Here is a 25,548-nt window from a genome sequence, read left to right as displayed (position 1 = left end):
CCATGCGTCTCTCTGAACTCCTCCGGCAGAATGGTTCCGTTCTGTCGCCTTCCGTTGACCCTGAAATCTGCGCGGTCACAGCAGACAGCAGACAGGTCCGGCCGGGCACGCTGTTTTTCGCTCTCCGTGGCGCAAAACAGGACGGAGCAGCTTTCATCCCACAAGCGGTCGCGAATGGTGCGGCTGCCGTTATTGCTGATCATCCGGCGCAAGCAGATATTCCTGTTCTGCTCACCCCTGATGCCAAGCGCCTGCTCGCGTTGACTGCTGTAACTCTTGCTGGTCCGCAGCCGACCTGTATCGCCGCGGTCACGGGAACAAACGGCAAAAGCAGCACGGCAGAGTTTCTCCGCCAGATCTGGACGCTTCAGGGCTTTAAAGCCGCCAGCCTTGGAACGCTCGGACTGGTTGCGAACGTTGACGTCCCGCCCCCACCGTCGCTCACAACGCCCGATCCCGTGTCTTTGGCCAAAACGCTTGCCTCTCTGGCACAGTATGGTGTGGATCATGTTGCGCTTGAAGCATCCTCACACGGACTGGAACAGCATCGCCTCGATGGCGTGACACTGAACGCAGCGGGCTTCTCAAATCTGACGCGCGACCATCTGGATTACCACGGCACGATTTCATCTTATCGTGAAGCCAAGCTGCGTCTCTTTGAAGACCTTTTGCCAACAGACGGCATCGCCGCGGTCAATGCGGATATGGATCCGGAGACATTCAACGCCCTGAAGGCATTAGCAGCCCAGCGTGGTATGGCACTTCGTACAGTGGGCAAGACGGGCACGGCCCTACGCCTCCTTGAAACCACGCCCACACCGACCGGTCAGATCGTTCGGCTTTCCCTCTATGGAGAAGAGCTTCCGGAAATGACTTTGGCATTACCTGGCCTGTTCCAGGCTGATAATGCCATGCTGGCAGCCGCGATGTGCTGGCAGGATGAAAGCGAAGCACGAAGTGTTGTCGAATACCTGCCGCAATTGACCGGTGTACGCGGACGATGTGAGCGCGCAGCTGAGCTCTCCAATGGAGCAGCAGCCTACGTCGATTATGCCCACACGCCGGATGCACTGGAACGCGTTCTCGCCAGCCTCCGTCCACACACTCAGGGACGGCTGGTCGTTGTGTTTGGTGCGGGCGGAGATCGCGATCGTGGCAAGCGCCCACTGATGGGCGAAGTTGCAGCGCGCATGGCAGACCTGGCGATTGTCACAGACGATAATCCGCGCACGGAAGATCCGCAGAGTATTCGTTCCGCCATTCATGCAGCCTGCCCGGAAGCACACGAAATCGGGGACCGGAGGTCTGCGATCGCCGCAGGGTTGGACGCGCTTCAGCCAGGTGACATTCTGGTTGTTGCCGGCAAGGGTCATGAGCAGGGACAGATTGTTGGTCAAACCGTTCTTCCATTCGATGACCGCAGCGTTATCCGTGAACTCGCAGGTGAAGCATGAGCGTTCTCTGGACATCCGAAGAGCTTCGTGATGCGACAAATGGCCGCCTTGAAGCTGAGGTTGCCGTCACCGGAATTTCCATCGATACGCGGACACTGAAATCTGGCGACCTTTTCATCGCACTTAAAGGCGATGTCAGTGATGGCCACGCACACATCGTGCAGGCCCTCAACGCCGGGGCCGCGTGTGTAATGGTGCATGACACCAGAGGCTTGACGGATCCACGCCTTCTGATCGTTGCCGATACGATGGCGGGTCTGGAAGCACTGGGACGCTTCGCACGCGCACGCTTTGATGGAAAAGTCGTTGCGATTACTGGCAGCGTCGGCAAGACCACGACAAAAGACATGCTCCGCACCGCACTTTCTGCGCTCGGGCCGACACATGCTGCCATTGCCTCCTACAATAATCACTGGGGCGTCCCTCTCACCTTAGCGCGCCTCCCCCGCGACGCACGTTTTTGCGTGAGTGAGATTGGCATGAACCATGTGGGGGAAATCGCCCCCTTGGCTGCGCAGGTTCGCCCGGACGTCGGGATCATTACCACTATCGGAACAGCACATCTGGGCCACATGGGAAGCGTGGAAGAAATCGCGCGTGAAAAATCCCAGCTCTTCAGTGCATTACCACCACACGGGACGGCCATTGCTCCAGACGATGCTGTGGGGCAAGACCTGTTTCAGGCAGCTCTTCCTGACCATACATCTCTTTGGTTAAGTGGCTTTTCTGCCGCCGCCCAAGTCCGGTTAGAAAACCTGGTCTGCACCGCGGAAGGCAGCACTTTTACCCTGACATTCCCTAATGCTCCGAGCGTGTCCGTCAGATTAACAGCTCCAGGCCGACATCTGGCGCGAAATGCCGCGCTGGCTCTCGGAGCTGTCGCAGCCCTTGGCGAAAATGTGCAGGATGCGGCTAAAGCGTTGACCGGGTTTGTTCCAGGAGCAGGCCGCGGACAGATACGTACTGTGCTGAACGGGGTGCAGTTGCTTGATGAAAGCTACAATGCCTCCACGACCAGCATTCGTTCGGCGCTGGAAACTCTCTCGCTTCTTCCCGCCAAACGGCGCGTGGTCGCTCTGGGAGACATCCGTGAGCTTGGCGAATTCGCAGAGGCAGAACATCGTTCTCTCGCGGATGCCGTAATCGCAGCAGATGCACTGGCTTTCTGCTGCGGCACCCACATGCACGCGCTTTACGAAGCTCTTCCCGAAACCGTGCGGGGTGGTTATGCCCCGGACGCGTCTTCCCTCGCCCCCCTTCTGTGTGATGCTCTCCGCCCCGGTGACCTTCTGCTTGTCAAAGGCAGTTTGGGCAGCCGGATGCGCGATGTCATTGCGGCCCTCGATAACGCTTCCAACCCGGTCTCTGCCTGATGCTGTTCAATCTCGTCGCCTCTCATGCCTCATCGCATGGCGGGTTCTTCAACCTCTTCCATTATCTGACGTTCCGCTCGGGTTGTGCGTGCCTGACGGCGCTGGTGATCTCGCTGGCGCTTGGCAACCCCTTCATTGCACAGCTCAAACGGATCCAGCGTGAGGGGCAACCTATCCGCACGCTTGGTCCGGAACGGCATATTCTGGAAAAGGCTGGCACGCCAACGATGGGCGGGATGCTGATCCTGATCGCGCTGTTCTCCGCGACGCTGTTGTGGACAGACCTGACAAACGGTTTTGTCTGGGCCGTTATGCTCACGACTGCCGCATTTGGTGCCGTTGGCTTTGCAGACGACTATCTGAAGCTTTCCCGCCGTAATACGAAAGGTGTGTCCAAGCGCGTACGGCTGGGATGTGAGTTTGCAGCCTCTCTCATTGCAGGCATCTGGCTCCAGCATCTGACGCCGCCGGAACTCCGTAATGCCGTCGCGTTCCCCTTCGTGAAGGATATCCTCCTTCCGCTCGGTTATGCCTTCCCACTTTTTGCCATGATTACGATCACAGGCTTCGGCAATGCCGTGAACTTCACCGATGGCCTGGATGGGCTGGCCATTGTTCCTGTCGTAATTGCAGCGCTCGTCTTTGCGCTGATTGCCTATCTCGTGGGCAACCATGTTTTTGCTGATTACCTCCAGCTTCACCCTGTTCCGGGCACCGGAGAACTGGCTGTGTTCTGCGCCGCACTGATTGGAGCGGGGCTTGGCTTCCTGTGGTTCAATGCGCCACCGGCTGCCGTTTTCATGGGTGATACAGGCTCCCTGTCCCTCGGCGGCGCACTGGGTGCCGTTGCTGTCGCCGTCAAGCATGAGCTTGTTCTGTGCATTGTTGGCGGTGTGTTCGTCGCAGAAACACTCTCCGTCGTGATCCAGATCTTCTGGTTCAAGCGTACAGGCCGGCGTGTGTTCCTCATGGCACCGTTGCACCATCACTTTGAAAAGAAGGGCTGGCAGGAACCGAAGATCGTCGTACGATTCTGGATTGTCTCCATCGTTCTGGGGCTGTGTGGTCTGGCCACGCTGAAATTGAGATGACAGGCTTTCCGACAGATCTTCTCGCAGGCGAGCGCTATGCGGTTTGCGGCCTTGGTCGTAACGGTGCGGCCGTAGTCAGCGCGTTGCTGAACATGGGTGCCGAGGTTCAGGCATGGGATGATAATGCCCCGTCTCTGCCCCCTCATGAGCGACTGACACTTGCGCCACTGACAGACCTTTCCTGCATGACAGCGCTCGTCCTGTCTCCTGGTATTCCGCATATTCTGCCTAAGCCGCATCTCGTGGCCGAACTGGCTCGCGCTCAGAATGTGCAGATCCTGTCAGATGCAGAACTGCTTTATCGCAATGTTCGCAAAGCCGGATCCAAAGCGCGTTTTGCAGCCATAACCGGTACTAACGGAAAATCCACAACAACAGCTCTGCTGGCGCATTTGCTGCAATCTGCCGGAGTTCCCTGTGTCGCGGGCGGCAATCTGGGCACTGCGTCTCTGGCACTACCTCTTCTGGCTGATACCGGCGTTTACGTTATTGAGATGTCGTCATACATGCTGGAACGGCTGGATCAGTTCCACGCTGCAACTGCCTGCCTGTTGAACATCACACCGGACCATCTTGATCGTCATGGAGACATGGATGGCTATGCGGCAGCGAAAGCGCATGTCTTCGACAACATGACGTCTGAAGATCTGGCGGCCATCGGAGAAGACGATCTATGGTGCCTGACGATCGCGGAGAAAATTTCGTCACGAGGAATTCCCGTCACGACGCTGGCGCCGGATGCGGTTCCATCCTTTGACGGCCCGGCACTCCCTGGACGGCACAACCGTCAGAACGTCGCCGCGGCTTGGGCGATGGCAAAGCATCTTGGTTTGAGCGACGCGGCTATTCATGACGGATTGGCCTCATTTCCCGGTCTGGAACATCGGCTGCAAAAGGTAGCCGAGCGGGATGGTGTCGCGTTCATCAACGATAGCAAAGCAACTAATGCCGAAGCTGCGTCCAAGGCGCTTGGGTCCTACGACCGTGTGATGTGGATTGCAGGGGGAACGGCTAAAGCGGGAGGCATCGAGATGCTTGTCCCGTGGTTTGACCGCATTGCCCACGCGTTCCTCATTGGCCGAGATGCCTCTGTTCTCGCTGCAACACTTCAAGCCAATGACGTTCCCTACACGATGTGTGACACGCTGGATCGCGCAGTTCCCGCAGCGTTTGACGCAGCCTTAACGGGTGGGGTCAAAACCGTTCTTCTGTCTCCCGCCTGTGCAAGTTTTGATCAGTTTCGCAGTTTTGAGGATCGAGGGTCACACTTTCTCCAGATTTGCGATAATATTGTGAAATCAGGCCATTCGGGCGAAATGCTCAAAGCAGAACAGGAAGGTTGACGGTCATGGCGGGCTCCTCCCGTGTCGATTCATCGGCAATCGCCCGCTGGTGGCGCAATACCGACCGGGTCACGCTCGCCTGTGTCGGAATTCTGATCGGCCTGGGTTATGTGCTGATGCTCGCGGCCAGCCCTGCCGTGGCTTCGAGAATTGGCGCATCCCGCAACATGTTCATCCTCAAGCAGGTGATCTTTCTGGCACTGGCTGGGGCGATCGTGCTTGGTGTGTCTTATCTTTCGCGAGCGGGTGTCAAAAAACTGGCCTTTATCGGGGGTATTCTTGCCCTCGCCGCCACAGCCATGACACTGGTGCACGGGATGGAGATCAAAGGCGCGCGCCGCTGGATCGCCCTGCCTATGATGTCCGTGCAGCCTTCAGAATTTCTAAAGCCCTGCTTTGCCGTCATGACGGGCTGGCTGCTCTCCGCACGCCGGACGGTCGTTTTGCGGGGGAACATAGCGTTCCCCGGAATGCTGATCGCCTTCGCATGCTTTGGCGTCATTCTGGCGCTCCTCAAGTCCCAGCCGGACATCGGCATGTTGTCCGTCATCACCATGGTTTTCATGACGCAGCTCTTCGTCGACGGACTGCGTCTGTATTGGGTTGGACTTTGTGTTGCAGGAATGATTGGTGCATTTGGCATGGCGTTCGTCATGTTCCCGCACGTGCGCTCCCGTGTTGAGCGCTTCCTGCATCCGGATGTCGGCGATCACTATCAGATCGACACGGCTCTGCGCGCTTTCGGGAACGGTGGTCTTCTTGGGCGTGGTCCGGGCGAAGGGCGCGTCAAGGATCTGCTGCCTGATGCTCATGCCGACTTTGTTTTCGCCGTTGCTGGCGAAGAGTACGGCCTGTTGCTCTGCTTCGGCATTATCACCGTGTTCGGCATTATTGTCCTGCGCACCCTGCTGAAGCTTATGCGGGAAGAAGATCCTTTTGTGATTGTCTCTGCGGCAGGCCTGGTGACAGGGTTCGGGCTACAGGCGTTCGTCAACATGGGGTCAACACTTCACCTCATCCCAACAAAGGGCATGACGCTGCCATTCATTTCGTATGGTGGAAGTTCGGCAATGTCCATTGCTCTGACCATGGGAATGGTCCTTGCCCTGACGCGCCATCACGTTGGTCCGGGCAAGATTGCCCAGCGCGTCGCCACCCCTTACACCCCTGGTTCCCTTCTTGAGAGAAACACCCCATGAAACGTCCGATTGTCGTTGCTGCCGGTGGAACCGGAGGGCATTTTTTCCCGGCTGAAGCTGTTGCAACCGTCCTGGCAGAACGTGGGCATGACCTTGTTCTCATGACGGACGCCAGGCATGGACGGCGTGAGACTGGTCTGTTCAAAGATCGGCCGCAGTACGTGCTGGACGGCGCGGGCGTGGCTGGCAAAGGCCTTGGGGGGAAAGTGCGGGGTATCACCGCACTTTTCCGAGGCATGCTCGAAGCACGCCGGATCCTCAAAACACTCGATGCGGCCGCTGTTGTCGGATTTGGAGGATATCCATCCATTCCGCCGCTTCTGGCCTCTCGCATGTTGCCAAAATCGCAGCGTCCGGAAATGGTTATTCACGAGGGAAACGCGGTTCTCGGGCAAGCAAACGCCTTTCTGTCGCGCTTTTCTCCGCTCATCGCTACGTCTTATGACAGCGTTGCGCGCCTCCCGCAGGGCGCCCGCATCACTTTGACGGGCATGCCTGTTCGGGCCGGGATCGAAGCCCTGTTCGGACAACCCTATACCGCACCGACAGAGACTGTTCGGCTCCTGGTCTGGGGTGGCTCTCTCGGTGCCCGCGTATTTTCAGATATTGTGCCACAGGCTCTGGCTGCCCTGCCAGTTGGCTTCCGCACACGTCTGCATGTCACGCAACAGGTTCGGGCGGAAGACACCGATCGCGTTCGTGCCATCTATGAAGATGCTAGTATTGCGGTTGAGGTTGAACCTTTTTTCAACGATGTTCCCGAGCGACTGAAATCAGCACATTTGGTTATTGGTCGCGCAGGTGGATCTTCTGTCGCGGAACTGGCCATGGCCGGACTTCCGTCCATTCTAGTGCCCTTGCCCATCGCCGCCTCTGACGAACAGGGCGCGAATGGAAAAGCGTTACAGGATGCGGGAGCGGCCTGGATGGTTCGTCAGCCGGATTTCACATCTGCGGCTCTCACAGCTCTTGTCGCTGACCTGATTACCCATCCTGAGCGTCTGTCCGCTGCGGCCGAAGCTGCACGTCAGTTTGCTCGCCCTCATGCTGCCGCAAAGGTAGCAGACCGGATCGAAGCTGGCCTTCGGTCCTGATCATCTCTTTTTACCCTATTACCTCAAGAGTACCTGCCCCATGCGCGCCCTGCCCCTGAACATCGGAACCATTCATTTCGTCGGTATCGGCGGTATCGGAATGTCCGGCATTGCAGAAGTCCTGCACATGCTGGGCTACCGGGTTCAGGGTTCAGATATTGCGGAAAGCTCGAATGTTCAGCGTCTGCGACACGCTGGCATCCAGATCCACATCGGACATAATGCCTCCAATCTGGGTGACGCCCAGGTTGTCGTGACCTCTACAGCCGTCAAGAAAGACAACCCTGAGGTTGTTGCGGCGAGAGCGAAGCTGATCCCGGTCGTTCGTCGTGCGGAAATGCTGGCAGAACTGATGCGTCTGCGCTGGTCTGTCGCGATCGGGGGCACACACGGCAAGACCACGACGACAAGCCTCGTGGCGTGTGTTCTGGAGCATGCGAAGCTGGACCCGACCGTCATCAACGGCGGCATCATCGAGGCATACGGAACCAACACCCGTATGGGCTCTGGTGACTGGATGGTTGTTGAGGCCGACGAAAGCGACGGATCATTCCTTCGTCTTCCAGCGGTCATTGCTGTAATCACGAACATGGACCCCGAGCATCTGGATCACTGGGGTACGGAAGAAGCCATGCAGGCGGGCTATGACCAGTTCGTCTCCAACATTCCGTTCTATGGCTTTGCGGTGCTGTGCGTAGATCACCCGCAGGTTCAGCAGATGATCCCGCGCCTGTCGGATCACCGCATCATCACCTACGGTTTCAGCCCGCAAGCCGATGTTCGCGCTGAGAAGGTCGTGATGGACAAGCGTGGCGCAACATTCGAGGTTGTAGTCACGAACCGCGCCCGCAACCGGACGCGTCGCGCCGGTCCGTTCCGCCTGCCAATGCTGGGCCATCATAACGTTCTGAACTCTCTGGCAGCCATTGCCGTGGCGCTGGAAATGGAAATCAGTGATTCCGTCATCGCCTCAGGCCTTGCGTCCTTCAAGGGCGTAAAGCGTCGTTTCACGCGGACGGGTGAATTCAATGGCGTGTCAATCATTGATGATTATGGTCATCATCCGGTCGAGATTGCGGCTGTCCTGAAAGCTGCCCGTCAGGCAGGCGCAAAGAACGTCATCGCCGTGGTGCAGCCGCATCGCTATTCCCGTCTGAAAGGCCTGTTCGGCGAATTCTGCACCTGTATGAACGATGCTGACACCGTTATCGTGGCTGACGTGTATGCGGCTGGTGAAAGCCCGATTGAAGGCGCAGATCGTGATGCTCTGGTTGAAGGCCTGCGGGATCGTGGACATCGGTCTGTTGTGCCATTGCCCTCACCTGAGCTTCTTCCTGAAATGGTGAATGCGATCGCAAAGCCCGGCGACTATGTTGTCTGCCTCGGTGCCGGAACAATCACCCAGTGGGCACAGACCCTTCCGCAAGAGCTGGAAGCTCTGAACACCAAGAGCCCGGCGCCGGAAAGCGCTGTATGAGCGACAACTTTCCAGTTCAGGGCCTTCGCGGACGTCTGACCGCCAATGCACCGCTCGGAGCCCGCGCCTGGTTCCGCACTGGCGGCCCGGCTGACTGGCTGTTCGTGCCAGAAGACACAGATGATCTGGCTGACCTGCTGCGGAACCGCCCCGTCGACATGCCCCTGACAGTTCTGGGCGCATGCTCAAATGTCATCATCCGCGATAGTGGTATTGAAGGCGTGGTGGTCCGGCTGGCCCGTGGTTTCTCGGACATTGAAGTCCAGACTGACGGCCTGGTAGTGGGCGCCGCAGCTCTGGATGTTACGGTGGCCGAGCACAGTGCCGCCGCCGGGCTGGCGGGGCTGGAGTTTCTGGTCGGGATTCCCGGGTCCATCGGCGGCGCTGTACGCATGAATGCTGGCGCTTATGGTTCGGACATCAATGCCGTTCTCGACTGGGCGGATATTCTCACGTCAGATGGCGAGTTGCGTCGCCTCACCTGTGAAGAACTGGGCTTTGCGTACCGTCATTCGGACTTACCGGAAGGCGCTATTGTCATCCGGGCCAGACTGCGGGGCACACCGGACGCGCCAGATGCCATTCGGGAACGCCTTGCAGAAATTCGTGCCTCTCGCGAAGCATCCCAGCCTGTTCGTGCCCGCACTGGTGGCTCAACGTTTCGTAACCCAGACGGTCACAAAGCCTGGGCGCTGATTGATGAAGCAGGTTGCCGTGGCCTGACGCTGGGTGGCGCTCAGGTCAGTGAGAAGCATTGCAATTTCCTGCTGAACATTGGTGATGCGAATAGCGAACAGCTTGAAACGCTTGGGGAAACTGTTCGCAAGAAAGTTCTGGACCGCAGCGGAATTGACCTGCACTGGGAGATCAGACGCATTGGTCGTCGTGACGTAGGAGAGAAGACAGTATGAAGGTCGCAGTTTTATATGGCGGTACGTCCAGCGAGCGACCTGTCAGCCTTGTCAGTGGCAATGCAGCCATCTCTGCCCTGCGCGAGAAAGGGCATGAGGTAACGCCAGTCGATGTCGGCGCCGATATTGCCGTCACCATTCAGGCTTTGAAATCGGCCGCCCCTGACGTCGTCTTCAATGCATTGCACGGCCCCAAAGGCGAAGATGGCGCCATTCAAGGTGTGCTGGAATGGATGGGACTTCCTTACACACACTCCGGCATCCGCGCCTCTGCTGTCGCAATGGACAAGGGAGCAACCCGCATGCTGCTCGCGGCTGCGGGGCTTCCCATTGCGGAAGGCCGTGTCATCACGCCTGAAGAACTGGCGGAAGCAGACCCACTGCCCGTGCCGTATGTTGTGAAGCCCGTTGCGGAAGGATCGTCGGTCGGCGTTGAAATTATCCGCCAGGGCGACAACCGTCGTGCCGAAATTGCAAAAAATTGGCGCTTCGGCAAAGAAGCTCTTGTTGAAGCCTTCGTGCCGGGCCGTGAACTGACTGCGGGCGTGATGGGTGATCGCGCTCTGGCCGTTACCGACATTCTGCCTGCCGAAACGGCTGCATTCTACGATTTCGAAGCAAAGTACAAAGCTGGTGGCTCTAGGCACGTCGTCCCAGCAGAGCTGCCAAAAAGCGTGACGGAGCGTGCATTGGATTACGCTCTGCGCGCTCATCAGATTTTGGGATGTTCCGGCGCCAGCAGAACGGATTTCCGCTACGACGACGAGACAGACACTTTGATCGTTCTCGAGGTTAACACGCAGCCCGGCATGACCCCGACCTCACTGCTGCCGGAACAAGCTGCATATTGCGGCATCTCCTACCCGGATCTTTGTGACTGGCTGGTTCAGGAGGCACTGACCCGCTGATGCGCAGGGACTCCCGCCCTCAGGAACCCGATTTCCGACGTGACCCGGCTTTCCGCCCGGCGCCGATGCCGCCTTACGAGGACCGGCCGTCACGGACGAAACTGTTCCTGCGCCGTCAACGGAAACTGATTCGCCCCGGAATCGTATTCCTTGTCGTGGTCGGACTGGGAGGAGTTGGAGCGCGCCTCCTGTATGACGCAGCGTCGGAGGAGCGTTTTGCTCCGCTAAGAGCCAAACTTGTGGCTATGGAGCCACTGCCTATTCGGCACGTCATCATCAATGGTCGTGGCATGACCAGCGAGGCGTCAATTTACGAAGCCCTGGGAACAAGTACTGGCCACCCAATTTTCGGTTTTTCTGTTGAAGCCGCACGCCAGCGCATTGATGAACTTCCCTTCGTGGATCATGCAACCGTCGAGCGGCGGATGCCGGATACAATCATCATTAACCTGACCGAACGTACACCCATCGCCGTCTGGCAAACGCATGGGCATTTTTCGCTCATTAATCAGGCCGGCGAAGAAGTTCCCGATCAGGGCATGACGGGCAAGAATGCTCAGGCATTCCTTCAGCTACCGCTTGTCGTGGGAGATGGTGCAAATACTGCCGCGTCCGTCGTCATTGACGCTTTAGCCAAACAGCCGGATGTCAAATCCCGTGTGACGGCTCTCATTCGTGTGGGAAACAGGCGCTGGAATGTGACCCTGAAAGACGGGACAACTGTCATGCTCCCCGAAGGCGAAGAGGCCGCGGCGTTTGCACGTCTCGCGCAATACCAGACAAGCATGAACCTGCTGGATCGTCCTGTCGTCTCGATTGACATGCGCCTTCCAGATCGCATGGTCATTCATCAGACACCCGCGCCCACACCTCCTCCTGACGCACCCAAAACAGACACACCCGCCCCTCCTTCTGACAGCAGCCAGACGACACAGCAGCCATGACCGATCTTACACCAACGTCCGATCTTCCGGCCTTTCGCCGCCGGGGTGGTCTGCGGGGCCGGTCCCTGATCCCTGTGGGCGGCGAACGCGAAGTTGCGCTGAACCGCGCATCACGTGAAATCCTGCCGCTGCCTCCGGAAGAGACATCCAAACCTCGCGTCTGGCGCAATGGCGTTTTCGGTGCGCTGGATATCGGCACGACGAAAATGACCTGCCTTATTGGCAAGGGTGAGCCGGATGGTTCCATTCAGGTTCTGGGTTATGGCTGGCGGCGCTCCCACGGTATTCGATCTGGGTCGATCGTGGATATTCGTGAAGCTGAGGCTGCCATTCGCGCCACCGTTGGTCAGGCAGAGGAAGCCGCAGAGCGACGAATGGACTCACTGGTCGTCAATCTGTCCTGCGGTCATCCCCGAAGCCGCCTGATCGATGCCCACATGCCCATCGGTGGTCGTGAAGTGACGGATGGAGATGTTCAGCGCCTGATCACGGACGGTCAGGCTCGTGCATGGTCAGAAGGTCGGGACGTCATCCATACCCTTCCCATCGGGTATGTCGTTGACTCCATGCCGGGCATTGCTGATCCGCGTGGCCATCAGTGTGAACAGCTGGCGACGAAACTGCATGTTGTTGACATGAACTCCAGTGCTCTCCGCACACTGGATACCGTTCTTCAGCATTCAGAGCTCAAACTTGACGGACTGGTTTCCAGTCCCTTTGCTTCTGGCGTTGCCGTGCTGGCTGACGAAGAACGTGATCTGGGCGTTACCGTCGTGGAAATGGGAGGCGGAACGACCTCTCTCGCAGTTTTCTGTGAAGGGCGACTGATCCATACGGCGCAAATCCCTGTTGGCGGCCTTCATGTTACCCGTGATATTGCGGGCGTTCTTTCGACGTCTCTGGAAACTGCAGAGCGCCTGAAAACCATGTATGGTGCAGCGCAGCTCGGGTCCGATGATCAACGCGAAATCCTGTCCGTGCCCCTCATTGGGGAAGGTCGGGACCGTTTGGCCCGTATTCCGCGCTCGAAAGTGATCTCCGTTATTCAGCCTCGCGTTGAAGAGACACTTGAACTTGTGCGCCATGCTCTGGACAATGCAGGTCTGGGGCGTCTCGCCAACGGGCGTGTCGTTCTGACAGGCGGAGCTTCCCTGATGGAAGGCATTGTGCCTGTCGCAACACGCATTCTTGCCCGGCCGGTTCGCATGGGCAAACCGCTAAACGTTCATGGCCTGCCGGAGACTGCTGCAGCTTCGGCCGTTTTTTCCACCGCTGCGGGGCTTCTGGCCTGGGCAGCGGGCGCAGATCGGGACTTTGGGGACATTTCAACCCCGGAACCTCGATCTGGCAGCCTTCTGAAACGTCTCGTGGGGTTCATCCGCGACCGTGGATGAGCTACACAGAAAATAACGCCCTTTTTTCCGTTGCTTCCTCGCAGTTCCGGACCTGATCATGACTTTGAACCTTACCCCGACCCCGAACTCTCACGTTGAACTGGCCCCGCGCATTACCGTCGTCGGTGTTGGTGGTGGTGGCACGAATGCCGTCAACAACATGATCGATTCGGAGCTCAAGGGCGTCGAGTTCGTTGTTGCCAACACGGATGCGCAGCAGCTCGCCCACTCCAAGGCTGAACGCCGCGTCCAGCTTGGCCCCCATCTGACACGCGGCCTCGGCGCAGGCGCCAAGCCGGAGATCGGCCGCGAAGCTGCTGAAGAAGCGGCACAGGAAATCGAGCGTCAGCTCGAAGGGGCAAATCTGGTCTTCATCACAGCCGGTATGGGCGGTGGTACAGGTACGGGTGCGGCACCGGTTATTGCGCGCATGGCCCGTGAACGCGGCGTTCTGACAGTTGGTGTGGTGTCGAAGCCCTTCAACTTTGAAGGTCGCCGCCGCACGCTGGCTGCTGAATCCGGTATTGCCGAGCTTCAAAAGCACGTCGACACCCTGATTGTTATTCCGAACCAGAACCTGTTCAATTCCGCGAACCAGAACACGACGTTCCGTGAAGCCTTTAAAATGGCTGACAACGTCCTGAACATGGGTGTTCGCGGCATTACGGACCTGATGGTCTCTCCTGGCCTCATCAATCTCGACTTTGCGGACGTGAAGGCCGTGATGGAAGAGATGGGCAAGGCCATGATGGGCACCGGCGAAGCCACCACGGAAGACGACGGTGAAGATCGCGCCGTTGCCGCTGCCGAGCGCGCCATCTCCAACCCACTGCTTGAAGATGCGTCCATGGCTGGCGCCCGCGGCCTGCTGATCAACATCACAGGTGGTGAAGATCTGACACTTTACGAAGTGAACGCAGCTGCCGATCGTATTCGCGAAGAAGTTGCCGAAGAAGCCAACATCATCTTTGGTGCTCTGATCGATGAAAACATGAACGGACGTATTCGCGTGTCCGTTGTGGCAACGGGCATCGACACCCAGTCCAGAAACGATCCAGGCCACACAGAAACAACTCCTGCGTCGCCTCCTCAGCAGGCCCCATCTGCCTCGGCTCCACGTGATACGTCTGCTCAAAGCCGCCAGGCACCACAGACGTTTCAGCCGGGATCAACCTACGCAGGTGGCCCCCCACGCCCGAACTTCAACCTTGACCCTAACGCGTCACAGCAGCCTGCATCGCCCCCACCGGCAGCAGAAAGCCCGGTTGCACCACTGCCGCATGCGGCCCCTCAGCAGCCGCACGTCGCAGCCCCGCAGGACGATGCAGCGCCGCGCTCCCCTCGCGCTGGCCTGTTTTCCGAGCCGCCGCGTGCACCAGCTCCAGAAGCCCCACGCAGCATTTTCGGTCTCATGACAGGCGCTTTCCGGAGCCGTCCGGCTCCGCAGCAAGCAGCTCCCCAAGCCCCGCGCACGGAGCAGAACAGCCGTGACGCATATCAGCAGACGGAGCATCATAACCCCTCCGACCAGCGCCATAACCAAGCGCCGTCTGACGGTAGCGATGATTCCACGCTCGATATCCCCACCTATCTTCGTCGCTGAATAAGCAAACTGCTTTCCTGCAAAACCTTGCGCATCGCAGGAAAGCAGTCAGGTAATATCCGGCAACAATCATTGAATGGCACTCCGGCGATGACTGGGTTTTATTATAAGCCAGTCTAAATCGTCGGGGGATTCATGCAGGTTACGCCAGCGCATCATGGAAAGTCGGTTCCAGCAGATCGAAAGGTCCGCCCGCTACTTTCCAGCGCGTCTGACAGCACGCAGACGCCTCTTTTCTCTGAGCGTCCCGATTTGAAGAACCTGCAAACAACCCTTCATTCTGCCATATCCTGCCGAGGCATCGCCCTTCACAGTGGGCTTGATGTCGATCTGGAAATTTCTCCAGCCGAAGCGGATACTGGTATTCGTTTCCAGCGAAGCGATTACCCCGGCTCTCCTTCTTTTCCCGCTCTCTATGACCGGATTATCGACACCAAACTTTCGACTGTTGTCGCGTGCAAAGACGATCCTTCTTTACGTGTAGCGACCATTGAGCATTTGATGGCGGCGCTTAACGCCATGGAAATCGATAATGCGCTTATTTCGGTCAGCGGGCCGGAACTGCCTGTGCTGGACGGGTCGGCAGATGCCTTTGCCTTCCTCCTACGATGCGCTGGCAAGAAAACGCTGAATACGCCACGAAAAATTATTGAAATTCTTCGAAACGTGAGAGTTGAGGGCGACAACGGGGCTTTTGCTGAGCTACGCCCGGCTCAACGCGGTCTTTCTCTTGCAATTTCGTTAAATTTTGATGCTGAAGCCATTGGGTGTCAGCGCTATGCCATGCAGCTCGATCCGGCGCGTTTTCTGGAAGAAGTGTCTTTCTGCCGTACTTTTGTGAACCGCAAAGACATTGAATATCTTCAAAGTATCGGCCTCGCTCGCGGCGGCTCTCTCGACAATGCTGTTGTAGTGGACGGCAAGACCATCCTTAATCCAGCGGGCCTGAAAATCGAACGGGAATTTGCTCGACATAAGCTTCTGGATGCTATCGGTGATCTCTATTGCTGTGGTTATCGCCTGAGAGCGGGATTTATCGGCCATAAATCTGGTCACAAGATCAATAACGAGCTTCTGCGCAGCGTTTTCTCAGACCAGAAAAACTGGCGTTTTGAAGCAGAGACCCCTACCGTTTCGGCACGTGGCCATCGTCGCACACGCGTCGCAGCCTAAGGTTAAATGGCGGGTCTTTCGTCCCCGCATTCCCGTGATATAAGACGGGCTTCACGGGAAGAGCAGGTATGGCAAGCAGCACTCAGCATCATTTCGAAGTGTCCTGGAACGGACGGGGTCTTGTTCTGAAGGCTGCGGCCGTAAGCGGTTTGCTGCTTCTGTCAGGCTGTTCATTGCTTTCTCACAAGCATGAGAAGCCAGTCATTCCAAAGGCTGCTGACGCAGAGACGCTGTATAATTACGGTATCGATGCTCTTCATTCCGGCCGATATGAACTGGCAGGCGGCGAATTCGAGCTGCTTCAGCAGAACTATCCGTATTCCGGCTTCACCGGAAATGCCGAGCTGATGGAAGGCTATGCCTACTACCTGCAAGGTGAGTATGCGCTTTCGGTTCAGCAGCTTGAGCGTTATCTCCAGCTACACCCGACCAGCCCTGATGCGGCCTATGCCTTCTACCTGCGCGCACTTTGCTATTATGAGCAGATCGCTGACGTGCAGCGTGACCAGCAGGGAACGGTTGAAGCCCTTGATGCGCTGGAAGAGGTTATTACCCGCTTCCCACAGACAGCGTACGCACGTGATGCCCAGCTGAAGATCGATCTTTGCCGTGATCATCTTGCAGGCAAAGAAATGCTGGTTGGCCGCTGGTATCAGCAGCAGCGCAACTATGAAGCCGCGATGACGCGTTATCAGCGTGTCGTGCAGGATTTCCAGACCACGAACCACGTGGCTGAAGCGCTGGAGCGTCTTGTGGAAGTCTATTTGGCTCTCGGTCTCAAGGATCAGGCCAGACAGACGGCATCCGTGCTGGGTTACAACTATCCGGACAGTCAGTGGTACCGCTATGCCTATGCAAATCTGCGGGATAACAAGCTGCTGTCCAGTGAGTTCAAGCAGCCCACCAAGACGTCCAGCAAGCCGCGTGGATTCTTTTCCCGCGCCTGGCATAGCGTATTCTGATGTGAGGCGTTTGAAACACGCCTCACCACACACAACATTCCCGTCATGCTGACCCATCTCTCGATCCGTGACGTCGTTCTGATCGAAAAGCTCGATCTGACCCTGGCCGCTGGTCTCACCGTTCTGACGGGCGAGACCGGTGCTGGTAAATCCATCCTGCTCGATAGCCTTGGCCTTGCCCTCGGCGACCGCGCCAATGCTGGACTGATCCGCTCCGGGGCAGCGCAAGCCAGTGTGGCTGCCATCTTTGAAGTTCCGTCCGGGCATCCTGTTTTCACTCTCCTGAGTGAACAAGGAATCGCACTCGAAGAAGCTTCAGAGCCCCTGGTGCTGCGCCGCATCGTCACACCTGATGGACGCTCGCGCGCTTATGTCTCGGATCAGCCTGTCGGAATTAGCCTGCTGCGGCGTATCGCGTCTCAACTCGTGGAAATCCAGGGTCAGCATGAGCAGATGGGTCTCGCTGATCAGAGCACTCACCTGAATTTGCTGGATGCCTTTGGCGTCAAACGGGATCTTCTGGCGCGAACTGCCGCAACATTTCATCAATGGGCCAATGCTCGTACAGCCCTCGCAAAAGCACGTTCCGAAATGGATGCTGCTGCGCGCGAGGAAGAGTGGCTGCGTGCAACTGTTGATGACCTCTCGACTTTGGCTCCTCAGGAAGGCGAAGAAGAGTCGCTTGCCGCGCTCCGTGTCAGTCTTCAGCAAGATGAACGTCGCGGAGAGGCTGTTGCCGCAGCCCTTTCTGAACTGACGCCGCGTGACCGACGCTCATCAAACCCTTCCGCAGCTTTGCGGTCTGCCAGCAGGGCATTGGTCCGGCTGCTGCCGTCTTCTGCAGAAACTGAGGGCAGCACCTCCACTCATCAGGCGCAGGCTCAGGAAGCTTTGGATGCGCTGGAAAAAGCTGAGGAAGCGTTAGCAGAAGCAGAAATGCTGCTAACGCGTCTTGCTGCCGATACGGAGAGCGATCCACGGCTGCTGGAAGAGACAGAAGAGCGTCTTTTCTCCCTGCGGGCCGAAGCCAGAAAACATAATGTCTCGGTCGCCGAACTCCCGTCCTTTCTCGCGTCCCTGAAAAGCCGTCTGGCTGCGCTCGATTCGGGTAATGCCGAACTGTCACGGCTTGAAATCGCTCTGACAGAAGCGCGGCTGGCCTATGAAGAAGCCGCGAAAGCTCTGTCCAAGGCGCGCGAACACTCTGCTCAGAAACTTGAGCAGGCCGTCAGCCGTGAGTTGAAGCCGGTCAAGCTTGAACGCGCCCGTTTCATTGTCTCGCTGCTCCCGCTCGCACCCGAACAATGGAACAGCCGCGGCATGGAGCAATCCTCTTTTCTTATCGCGGCAAACCCCGGTCAGGCGCCCGGTCCCTTGGCCAAAGTGGCCTCTGGCGGTGAGCTATCGCGTCTGATGCTGGCGCTGAAGGTTGTGCTGGCTCAGCGCTCTGATGTGGGAACACTGGTATTTGACGAGGTGGACTCTGGCGTTGGCGGCGCAACCGCATCATCAATCGGCGACCGGCTGCACAAGGTCGCACAGGACGTGCAGGTCCTCGTCGTAACGCACAGCCCGCAGGTTGCCGCGCGAGGTGACCATCACCTGCGCATTGCAAAGCGCATCCGCAACGAGCGCACTGAAACACTTGCAGAGCCTCTTTCCCGTGAAGCCCGCCGCGAAGAAATTGCCCGGATGCTTGCGGGTGACGTCATTACTGATGCGGCACGCGGCGCCGCAGATAGCCTTCTGGAACAGACCGCATGAATTCTGCCGATCGTCACGCCGAACTTGAGACCCTGCTCGCCCGATGGGACGAGGCCTATCACGGCAAGGACGACCCGGAGGTTTCTGACGCAGAATATGACGCTGCCCGGCGTGAGCTTCTGGAACTGGAAGACGCCAACCCTGAGCTTCGCCGTGAGGGAGGAGCGAGCGATCGCGTAGGCGCTCTACCCGATTCGGCTTTTGGAAAGCACCGTCATCTTGTTCCGATGCTGTCTCTGGATAACGTTTTTGGGTCGGACGGATTTGAAGGATTTGTTTCCCGAGCCGGTCGCTTTCTGGGACTGGATGACGACGGAATTCAAGCGCTTCAATTTGTCGCCGAGCCCAAAATTGACGGCCTCTCTATCAACCTGACGTATGAAAATCGAAAATTCGTCCGGGGCGTCACGCGCGGAAACGGTATTGAGGGTGAAGACGTCACGGCCAATCTGCTGACGCTCAAAGATATTCCGCACACTCTCCCTGATGATGCACCAGATGTCATAGAAATCCGTGGTGAAGTTTTCCTTTCAAAGAAGAACTTCCTGACCCTGAATGAGCAACAGGCAGAGCGCGGGATCAAACCGTTCGCCAATCCGCGAAATGCCGCAGCAGGATCTCTTCGGCAGTTAGACCCGGAAATCACACGCAGCCGACCCTTGTCCCTGTTCGCCTACGCTCAGGGTTACGCATCGTCCTCTATAAGCGAAACACATTCAGGATATCTTGAAGCCCTGACACGCTGGGGATTCACGGTTAATCCCCTGTCCGAACTAATCGAACATGCCCGGGATATCCCCGCGTATGTGGACAGGCTCGCTCGTGATCGCTCCGGCCTCGATTATGATATCGATGGCATTGTTTTCAAACTGAACGATATAGCCCTCCAGAACCGACTGGGGTTTGCGGGCCGCGCGCCGCGCTGGGCCATCGCCTGGAAGTTCCCGGCTGAACAGGCCATCACCCGGCTGCTGCGGATTGAAATTCAGGTCGGACGAACTGGCGCCTTGACCCCTGTCGCTCATCTGGAGCCCGTCAATGTTGGTGGCGTGATTGTTGCGCGCGCAACCCTGCACAACGAAGACGAAATCGCCCGTAAGGACGTTCGTGATGGCGATCTGATTCGCCTTCAACGTGCCGGAGACGTTATTCCACAAATTTTGGGCGTTGTGGAAAGCGATGAGCCACGCAGCCCGCGATATGTCTTCCCTGATCACTGCCCGGTCTGCGGATCACTGGCTGAGCGCGTTCATGGAGAAGCGGTGCGCCGCTGTACCGGCGGACTGACCTGTGAGGCACAGGTCGTGGAACGCCTCATTCACATGGTGTCACGGGGCGCGTTCGACATTGATGGCCTCGGAGACCGCAGCATCCGAGAATTTCATGCTGCCGGCTACGTCCTGCGCCCAGGAGATATTTTTCGCCTGGGCGCACATAAGGATGAACTTCAGAAACGGGACGGCTGGGGAGAGCTCTCGGTCAGGAATCTTCTCCAGGCGATTGATGAGCGACGGACCATATCTCTGGCCAGGCTCATTTTCGGTCTTGGAATTCGCCGGATCGGGGAGCGTAACGCCCAGCTTCTTGCGCGGCATTACGGCACCTTCGAAGCCTGGCGCGACGCAATGGTAGCCGCGAACGCGGGCAGTGAAGAGCGGGAAGCGTTAGATTCCATCATGGGCGTCGGTGGTGCGATTGCAGACGAACTGGTCGCATTCTTTTCAGAAGCCCACAACGTCGAAACTCTTGATGATCTTCGGCAGCAACTTCACACAATTGAAGCAGAAGAAGCACCGTCCGAAGGCCACCTCTCGGGCAAAACCATCGTCTTCACTGGCACCCTGACCACAATGACCCGCCCTGAAGCAAAAGCGATCGCGGAGCGTCTTGGGGCACAGGTAACCGATAGTGTTTCCAAAAAGACGTCTCTGGTTGTGCTGGGAGAAAAAGCCGGATCAAAAGCAAAGAAGGCTGCTGATCTGGGACTTGAAACTGTTGATGAAGCCGGTTGGAGAACATTGACAGGGATTTGACAGTTTTAAGACATTGAGGACCTGCATGGCTGCCACCCGAAGATAATTGGCGTGTTCTGGTATCTTCGGAGTATGATGCCGCCTGCATGCAAGTTTCTTCTTACACCCAGCACATGATTGTTCTTCTCCTGCTGGGCCTTCTCGCGACCGTCGTCCTGATCGCGGTCTCTATCCTGATCTCTCTTTCAGAGATTTCCTTCGCCGCAGCTCGTGACGTCCGGCTTCGCTCGAAAGCAGAAGCCGGCGATCCACGAGCCGTTGCCTTTCTGAAGCTCCGTCGCAACAGCGGGCAGGTCATTACTGTCCTGCAGATCTGCCTGAATGCCGTTGGCGTTCTTGGCGGTATCATCAGCGAATCGATGTTGAGCGAGCCTATCGCAGACGGCTTTCAGCTCATGGGCTTTTCGCCGTCTCTTTCGGCAAAGGGCGGCTCGGCTTGCTCCTTCATTCTTATTACGGGACTTTTCGTCCTGTTCGCGGATCTGCTTCCCAAGCGGATTGCAATGAATGCACCGGATCGGATCGCTCTTAAGGTTGGGTGGTTCCCTGCCTTGGCCCTGAAGGTTCTGTATCCTGCGGTGTGGGTCTTTTCGCGCGTATCGGATGTGCTTCTGCGCGTGATGAAAATCCCAGCTGCGGCCACTGTCGAGCCTGTAACGCCTGAAGACCTACGCGCTATTCTCGCCGCAGGCACAGCCTCTGGTATCCTGCTGGAGCAGGAGCATCAGATGATTCAGAATGTTCTGGGCCTTCAGGATCGCTCCGTAACGTCCGCCATGACCCCGCGTGATGAGATCGTCTTTCTGGACGTTCAAGAGACACCGGAGAGCCAGCGGGATAAGGTTCGCGTGCGTCCCTACTCCCGCTATCCCCTTTGCGATGGCGGTCTGGATCGCGTGATCGGGTCTATTCGCGCAGAAGATGTTCTGGTTGCGGTTGTGGATGAGCCGCAATCCAAGGAGAGCCTGACGCCCGTCGCCAGCCAGATCTTCAAGATGCGCCGTGATGTCTTGTCCCTGCCCGACACGCTGAACCTGTGGGAAACTCTCGCGCAGTTTGATGCTCATTCCGCAGGCTTTGCACTGATCGTGAATGAATATGGCCTAGTCGTGGGCCTTATCACCTACAAGGACATCATGGGCGCTCTGATGGATGGTCTCGTCAGCCCATTTGAGGAGCAGGCCATTGTCCGCCGCGATGCCAACTCCTGGCTCATCGATGGGGCAGCACCAATCGGTGACGTTATTCGCGAACTGGATATTCCGATTTTCGACGATGCCCAGAATTTCGATACCGTTGGTGGCTTCGTCATGAATCGGCTGCGTCGTATGGCCCGAAAGGCCGATAGCGTCGAATCTTCAGGCTTCCGATTCGAAGTTGTGGATGTTGAGGGCTTCCGGATTAACCAGCTTCTGGTGACACGCCTCTAACGGGAAACCTTTCTTCCAGGCATGGAGGCTGATTAAGATCGCACAATGCGTTCTGCAGGACATGGTTCCTGCCTCAGCCTTGGAAGATTGCTCCTTTGCCTGATTTTCAGCACTCAGCTCTGATTATCGTCGACGTCCAGAATGATTTTTTGCCTCATGGAGCCTTGGCTGTTCCTAGAGGTGATGAAATCATTGCCCAGGTTAATGCCCTGTCCCATCTTGGCTTTGGGGCTGTAATTGCCACTCAGGACTGGCATCCCGCAAATCACTGCTCTTTCGCGCCACAAGGCGGACCTTGGCCCGAACATTGTGTTGCAGCGTCGTCAGGTGCCGATTTTCCAAAATCTCTCGATCTTAGCCCGATCAGCCATATCATTCACAAAGGAATGGCGCAGAATCGGGATAGCTACTCAGCGTTCTTCGACAATGACCGTGTCACCTCTACCGGCCTGAATGCGCTCCTCAGCGGCCTTTCCATCAACCATGTTGTGATCTGTGGTCTGGCGCTTGATTTCTGTGTCGCGGCAACTGCTGAGGACGCCATGCGCTGTGGCTTCAGGACAGACATCGCGCTTGAGGCCTGCCGTGGCATCAACGCGGACCAAAGCGCCCTCCTCCAGACACTGAGGAGCAACGGAATCACTTTGTCTGACTGAACGAACTCGGCTGGAGAGGACACTACATATGAAACTGAAATTATTCGCTGCGATGTTACCCCTTATCGCACTCTCCACCTCACTTGCGTCTGCAGAAGTTCCAACGACACAGGAGCTCCTGAGCCGTTCGGGCTTCAAGGAGGCCTATAAAAGCATGATTACATTGCCGGCTTGGGTCGTATCAGGACAGGGCACATCAACGCCTGTGGAATATTTTTCCCAAGATGGAAAACGCTATGCACTGGGTCACATGTGCAAACCCCACGACTGTGCGACGCAGCAGCTCGAAATCGTCATGGCAAACGACCATTCAGGTGCATGGGGGCTTTTGTCGATCAAGGCTAACAGCGCCTTGAAGCAGACACTTCTCGGATCACCAGAACCAGCAATGGAAAAGGTTCTTCGAGATGCCTATAGCAAAAATAATCCTGCCAACTAATTTTTTGAAAATTGCTAGGCGCGCGGCGCTGCTGTTAAGCAGGCTGGCGCGCCCTGCTGGATTCGAACCAGCGACCCACAGCTTAGAAGGCTGTTGCTCTATCCAACTGAGCTAAGGGCGCAGTAAAGAAACCTCAAAGACTGGTCGGGGCGCCCGGACTCGAACCGGGGGCCTCCTGTACCCAAAACAGGCGCGCTACCAGGCTGCGCCACGCCCCGAACCGAGGCGGAACTTAGGTGGTATAAGTTCCGGACGCAATAGGGTTTTTTCAATCTTTTTCATTTCTTACGAGCGGAGGCACAAAAAGTGGTGCCGTATCCCACGGAAACAGCACCCAAGTGTCCTGAGCGACTTCCGTGACATAGTGATCGGTCAGCGGTTTTCCGTCCGGTTTGGCATATAGGCAGGCAAAAACAGCCTTGGGCAGCATTTCACGCACGAACTGAGCCGTAATGCCGGAATCAACCAGATCATCGACGATCAGGAAGCCTTCACCGTCACCTGCGGCGGTTGGTGCTTTCACAACCTTCGGCTGGTGCTGCGTGCCTTCTTCACCAGCGTAGCTGATGACAGAAACGCTTTCGATCAGGCGGCAGCCCATTTCACGACCGAGAATAGCTGCGGGGATCAGGCCACCGCGCGTAATCGCCACGATACCGCGGAACGGACCGTGCTTTTCCATGAGCGTCGCAGCAAGAGTACGGGCGTCACGATGGAGCTGGTCCCAGGTGACAGTTGCGTACGTTACGGGTTTGGGTGTGGATGTAGCATTCATGTCTCTCATCTGCCTTCCGGCTCGGAATTTTGCAATAAACTTGCACGCCGGAAGTGACTAATGTGCCTGAATGATTGAACCAGCATTACGGGCCCTGCCCGGCCTCGGCCCACTGATTATCAGCCGAATCTGTTCCCAGCTTTCTGCGACGACGCTGACAATTGCCATCGGCTGGCAGATGTACGCCCTGACCCATAGCGTGTCATCGCTGGGCTATCTGGGCCTTGCACAGTTTCTACCGATGGTTCCCCTGACATTCATCTCCGGACACGTCGCGGATCGTTTTAATCGTCGTAGCGTGGTGCTGATCTGCCAAATTCTGGAAGTGCTCAGCACGGGTACCCTTGCCGCCATCGCAGCTATGCATTGCCTGACCCCGGCCTACGTGTACGCTTTTGCAGCGTTCTACGGCACGCTACGCAGCTTCGAGATGCCGTGCCAGCAGGCGTTTCTTCCAGCGATTGTCCCCCCTCAGCTTCTGCCCAGAGCACAGGCCCTGATGTCCTCGCTGTTCATGACGGCATCCATTGTGGGACCCAGCCTGGGCGGCCTTCTCTACGGGCTCGGCTCAGTCATCTGTTACAGCCTCGCGACGCTTGGATTCGCATTGGCGTTTCTAGGAACGCTGGCTCTAAAGCTGCGCCATAAGGTCGCATCAAAAGAACCTGTAACGTTCGCCTCTGTATTTGCGGGTCTTGGTTTTCTAAACAGACGCCGCGACCTTCTTGGTGCAATTTCCCTGGATCTGTTTGCCGTTCTTCTTGGCGGCGCCACTGCCATGCTCCCCGTCTATGCGGATAGCGTTCTCCATGTGGGACCAATCGGGCTAGGCTTTCTGCGCGCAGCCCCCGCCCTCGGAGCGCTCTTTACATCGGCCTGGCTGTCTCGCCATCCACTTGGGGGCCGTGCTGGAATTACGATGTTTGTTTCCGTGATTGTTTTTGGAATCGCGACCATCGTGTTCGGCGCTTCGCACATCACATGGATTTCAGTCGTCGCCCTGATGGTTCTAGGAGCAGCAGACGTCATCAGTGTTGTCGTCCGGTCTTCACTCATTCAGCTGGCTACACCAGACGCCATGCGCGGAAGAGTCTCTGCTGTAAATTCGCTGTTCATTGGCTCCAGCAACCAGCTGGGCGAATTTGAGAGCGGAATGCTGGGAACAGCCATCGGGCCAGAAGCAGCTGTTATCGCAGGCGGCGTAGGAACAATTCTTGTCGCGGCAACCTGGATTCGTCTCTTTCCCAGCCTGTGGGCGCTGGATCGCCTGGAAGACGTTAGGCCAGAAGAACTCTGAGCAGATCCCACGAACTCATCACCGGAACGGCATCAAGCCTCCGGTGATGGTCAATCAGTACAGTAGATATGAAAAAAGCCCCGTAAGGGGCTTTTCACTGTACCAAACCAAATCTTTCAAGAAAAAAGAATGGCTCCCGAAGTAGGACTCGAACCTACGACCCAGCGATTAACAGTCGCTTGCTCTACCAACTGAGCTATTCGGGACCGGTGAGGAGGTATTTAGTCC

The 25,548-nt window shown here is 57.2% G+C and carries 21 protein-coding genes and 3 tRNA genes; 20 read left to right on the top strand and 4 right to left on the bottom strand.

The window, feature by feature from the left end; translation table 11 throughout:
• Nucleotides 1–2: 2 nt before the first annotated feature.
• The 19 genes from GCE01_RS07560 to GCE01_RS07470 all read left to right on the top strand — a co-directional run bounded on the left by GCE01_RS07560 (nt 3) and on the right by GCE01_RS07470 (nt 23,248).
• Nucleotides 3–1,454 carry a UDP-N-acetylmuramoyl-L-alanyl-D-glutamate--2,6-diaminopimelate ligase gene (locus GCE01_RS07560; RefSeq protein WP_099212147.1) on the top strand — a complete coding sequence of 484 codons (1,452 nt, stop codon included), beginning with the start codon at nt 3–5 and terminating at the stop codon, nt 1,452–1,454.
• The gene (locus GCE01_RS07555) at nt 1,451–2,827 is read left to right on the top strand and encodes a UDP-N-acetylmuramoyl-tripeptide--D-alanyl-D-alanine ligase (RefSeq protein ID WP_099212145.1); all 1,377 of its coding nucleotides are present in this window, start codon (nt 1,451–1,453) and stop codon (nt 2,825–2,827) included. The genes GCE01_RS07560 and GCE01_RS07555 overlap by 4 nt, the downstream gene beginning before the upstream one ends.
• On the top strand, nt 2,827–3,918 hold the full coding sequence (gene mraY, locus GCE01_RS07550; protein WP_099212143.1) for a phospho-N-acetylmuramoyl-pentapeptide-transferase: 1,092 nt from the start codon (nt 2,827–2,829) through the stop codon (nt 3,916–3,918). Before GCE01_RS07555 ends, mraY begins: the two co-directional genes overlap by 1 nt.
• A complete protein-coding gene (murD, locus tag GCE01_RS07545) occupies nt 3,915–5,261 on the top strand; it encodes a UDP-N-acetylmuramoyl-L-alanine--D-glutamate ligase (protein WP_099212141.1) in 1,347 nt (448 codons plus the stop codon). The genes mraY and murD overlap by 4 nt, the downstream gene beginning before the upstream one ends.
• Nucleotides 5,262–5,266: 5 nt before the next feature.
• Nucleotides 5,267–6,460 carry an FtsW/RodA/SpoVE family cell cycle protein gene (locus GCE01_RS07540; protein ID WP_086633620.1) on the top strand — a complete coding sequence of 398 codons (1,194 nt, stop codon included), beginning with the start codon at nt 5,267–5,269 and terminating at the stop codon, nt 6,458–6,460.
• Nucleotides 6,457–7,554, top strand: coding sequence for an undecaprenyldiphospho-muramoylpentapeptide beta-N-acetylglucosaminyltransferase (gene murG, locus GCE01_RS07535; protein WP_099212139.1), 1,098 nt, complete (start codon nt 6,457–6,459; stop codon nt 7,552–7,554). The genes GCE01_RS07540 and murG overlap by 4 nt, the downstream gene beginning before the upstream one ends.
• Before the next feature lie 40 nt (nt 7,555–7,594).
• Entirely contained in the window at nt 7,595–9,031 is a 1,437-nt protein-coding gene (gene murC / locus GCE01_RS07530; RefSeq protein ID WP_099212137.1) for a UDP-N-acetylmuramate--L-alanine ligase, read from the top strand.
• Nucleotides 9,028–9,942: a UDP-N-acetylmuramate dehydrogenase gene (gene murB / locus GCE01_RS07525; protein WP_099212135.1), complete on the top strand. Its 915-nt coding sequence runs from the start codon at nt 9,028–9,030 to the stop codon at nt 9,940–9,942. Before murC ends, murB begins: the two co-directional genes overlap by 4 nt.
• Nucleotides 9,939–10,850: a D-alanine--D-alanine ligase gene (locus GCE01_RS07520; protein WP_099212133.1), complete on the top strand. Its 912-nt coding sequence runs from the start codon at nt 9,939–9,941 to the stop codon at nt 10,848–10,850. Before murB ends, GCE01_RS07520 begins: the two co-directional genes overlap by 4 nt.
• Entirely contained in the window at nt 10,850–11,794 is a 945-nt protein-coding gene (locus GCE01_RS07515; RefSeq protein WP_083956191.1) for a cell division protein FtsQ/DivIB, read from the top strand. Before GCE01_RS07520 ends, GCE01_RS07515 begins: the two co-directional genes overlap by 1 nt.
• Entirely contained in the window at nt 11,791–13,188 is a 1,398-nt protein-coding gene (gene ftsA, locus GCE01_RS07510; RefSeq protein WP_099212131.1) for a cell division protein FtsA, read from the top strand. Before GCE01_RS07515 ends, ftsA begins: the two co-directional genes overlap by 4 nt.
• 58 nt (nt 13,189–13,246) lie before the next feature.
• Nucleotides 13,247–14,791, top strand: coding sequence for a cell division protein FtsZ (ftsZ, locus tag GCE01_RS07505; RefSeq protein WP_099212129.1), 1,545 nt, complete (start codon nt 13,247–13,249; stop codon nt 14,789–14,791).
• 135 nt (nt 14,792–14,926) lie between these two features.
• Complete coding sequence (gene lpxC, locus GCE01_RS07500; protein WP_099212127.1) at nt 14,927–15,964, top strand: UDP-3-O-acyl-N-acetylglucosamine deacetylase; 1,038 nt, start codon at nt 14,927–14,929, stop codon at nt 15,962–15,964.
• A 68-nt stretch (nt 15,965–16,032) separates the two neighbouring features.
• A complete protein-coding gene (locus GCE01_RS07495) occupies nt 16,033–16,926 on the top strand; it encodes an outer membrane protein assembly factor BamD (RefSeq protein WP_046901363.1) in 894 nt (297 codons plus the stop codon).
• Between the two features lie 45 nt (nt 16,927–16,971).
• Nucleotides 16,972–18,690 carry a DNA repair protein RecN gene (gene recN, locus GCE01_RS07490; protein WP_099212125.1) on the top strand — a complete coding sequence of 573 codons (1,719 nt, stop codon included), beginning with the start codon at nt 16,972–16,974 and terminating at the stop codon, nt 18,688–18,690.
• Nucleotides 18,687–20,723: an NAD-dependent DNA ligase LigA gene (gene ligA, locus GCE01_RS07485; RefSeq protein ID WP_099212123.1), complete on the top strand. Its 2,037-nt coding sequence runs from the start codon at nt 18,687–18,689 to the stop codon at nt 20,721–20,723. The genes recN and ligA overlap by 4 nt, the downstream gene beginning before the upstream one ends.
• A gap of 86 nt (nt 20,724–20,809) precedes the next feature.
• Nucleotides 20,810–22,153, top strand: coding sequence for a hemolysin family protein (locus GCE01_RS07480; protein WP_046902044.1), 1,344 nt, complete (start codon nt 20,810–20,812; stop codon nt 22,151–22,153).
• 95 nt (nt 22,154–22,248) lie between these two features.
• Nucleotides 22,249–22,809: an isochorismatase family protein gene (locus GCE01_RS07475; RefSeq protein WP_099212121.1), complete on the top strand. Its 561-nt coding sequence runs from the start codon at nt 22,249–22,251 to the stop codon at nt 22,807–22,809.
• Nucleotides 22,810–22,837: 28 nt separating this feature from the next.
• Nucleotides 22,838–23,248: an Ivy family c-type lysozyme inhibitor gene (locus tag GCE01_RS07470; RefSeq protein ID WP_167386138.1), complete on the top strand. Its 411-nt coding sequence runs from the start codon at nt 22,838–22,840 to the stop codon at nt 23,246–23,248.
• A 44-nt stretch (nt 23,249–23,292) separates the two neighbouring features.
• On the opposite strand, the gene GCE01_RS07465 is transcribed toward GCE01_RS07470, so the two are convergent.
• From GCE01_RS07465 to gpt, 3 genes are all read right to left on the bottom strand, one after another.
• Nucleotides 23,293–23,369: transfer RNA gene (locus GCE01_RS07465), tRNA-Arg, on the bottom strand.
• A gap of 20 nt (nt 23,370–23,389) precedes the next feature.
• A tRNA-Pro gene (locus GCE01_RS07460) sits at nt 23,390–23,466 on the bottom strand.
• A gap of 50 nt (nt 23,467–23,516) precedes the next feature.
• Nucleotides 23,517–24,032, bottom strand: coding sequence for a xanthine phosphoribosyltransferase (gpt, locus tag GCE01_RS07455; RefSeq protein WP_086633629.1), 516 nt, complete (start codon nt 24,030–24,032; stop codon nt 23,517–23,519).
• Between the two features lie 61 nt (nt 24,033–24,093).
• Here gpt and GCE01_RS07450 point away from each other — a divergent pair, with 61 nt between their 5' ends.
• On the top strand, nt 24,094–25,320 hold the full coding sequence (locus GCE01_RS07450; RefSeq protein WP_099212119.1) for an MFS transporter: 1,227 nt from the start codon (nt 24,094–24,096) through the stop codon (nt 25,318–25,320).
• Between the two features lie 130 nt (nt 25,321–25,450).
• Here GCE01_RS07450 and GCE01_RS07445 read toward each other — a convergent pair.
• Nucleotides 25,451–25,526 (bottom strand) — tRNA-Asn (locus GCE01_RS07445).
• Nucleotides 25,527–25,548 lie beyond the last annotated feature (22 nt).

The sequence above is a fragment of the Gluconobacter cerinus genome, assembly GCF_002723935.1.
Lineage (GTDB): Bacteria > Pseudomonadota > Alphaproteobacteria > Acetobacterales > Acetobacteraceae > Gluconobacter > Gluconobacter cerinus.
The sequence above is the reverse complement of the archived record's forward strand: the minus strand, read 5'-3'. Positions and strand labels throughout refer to the sequence as shown.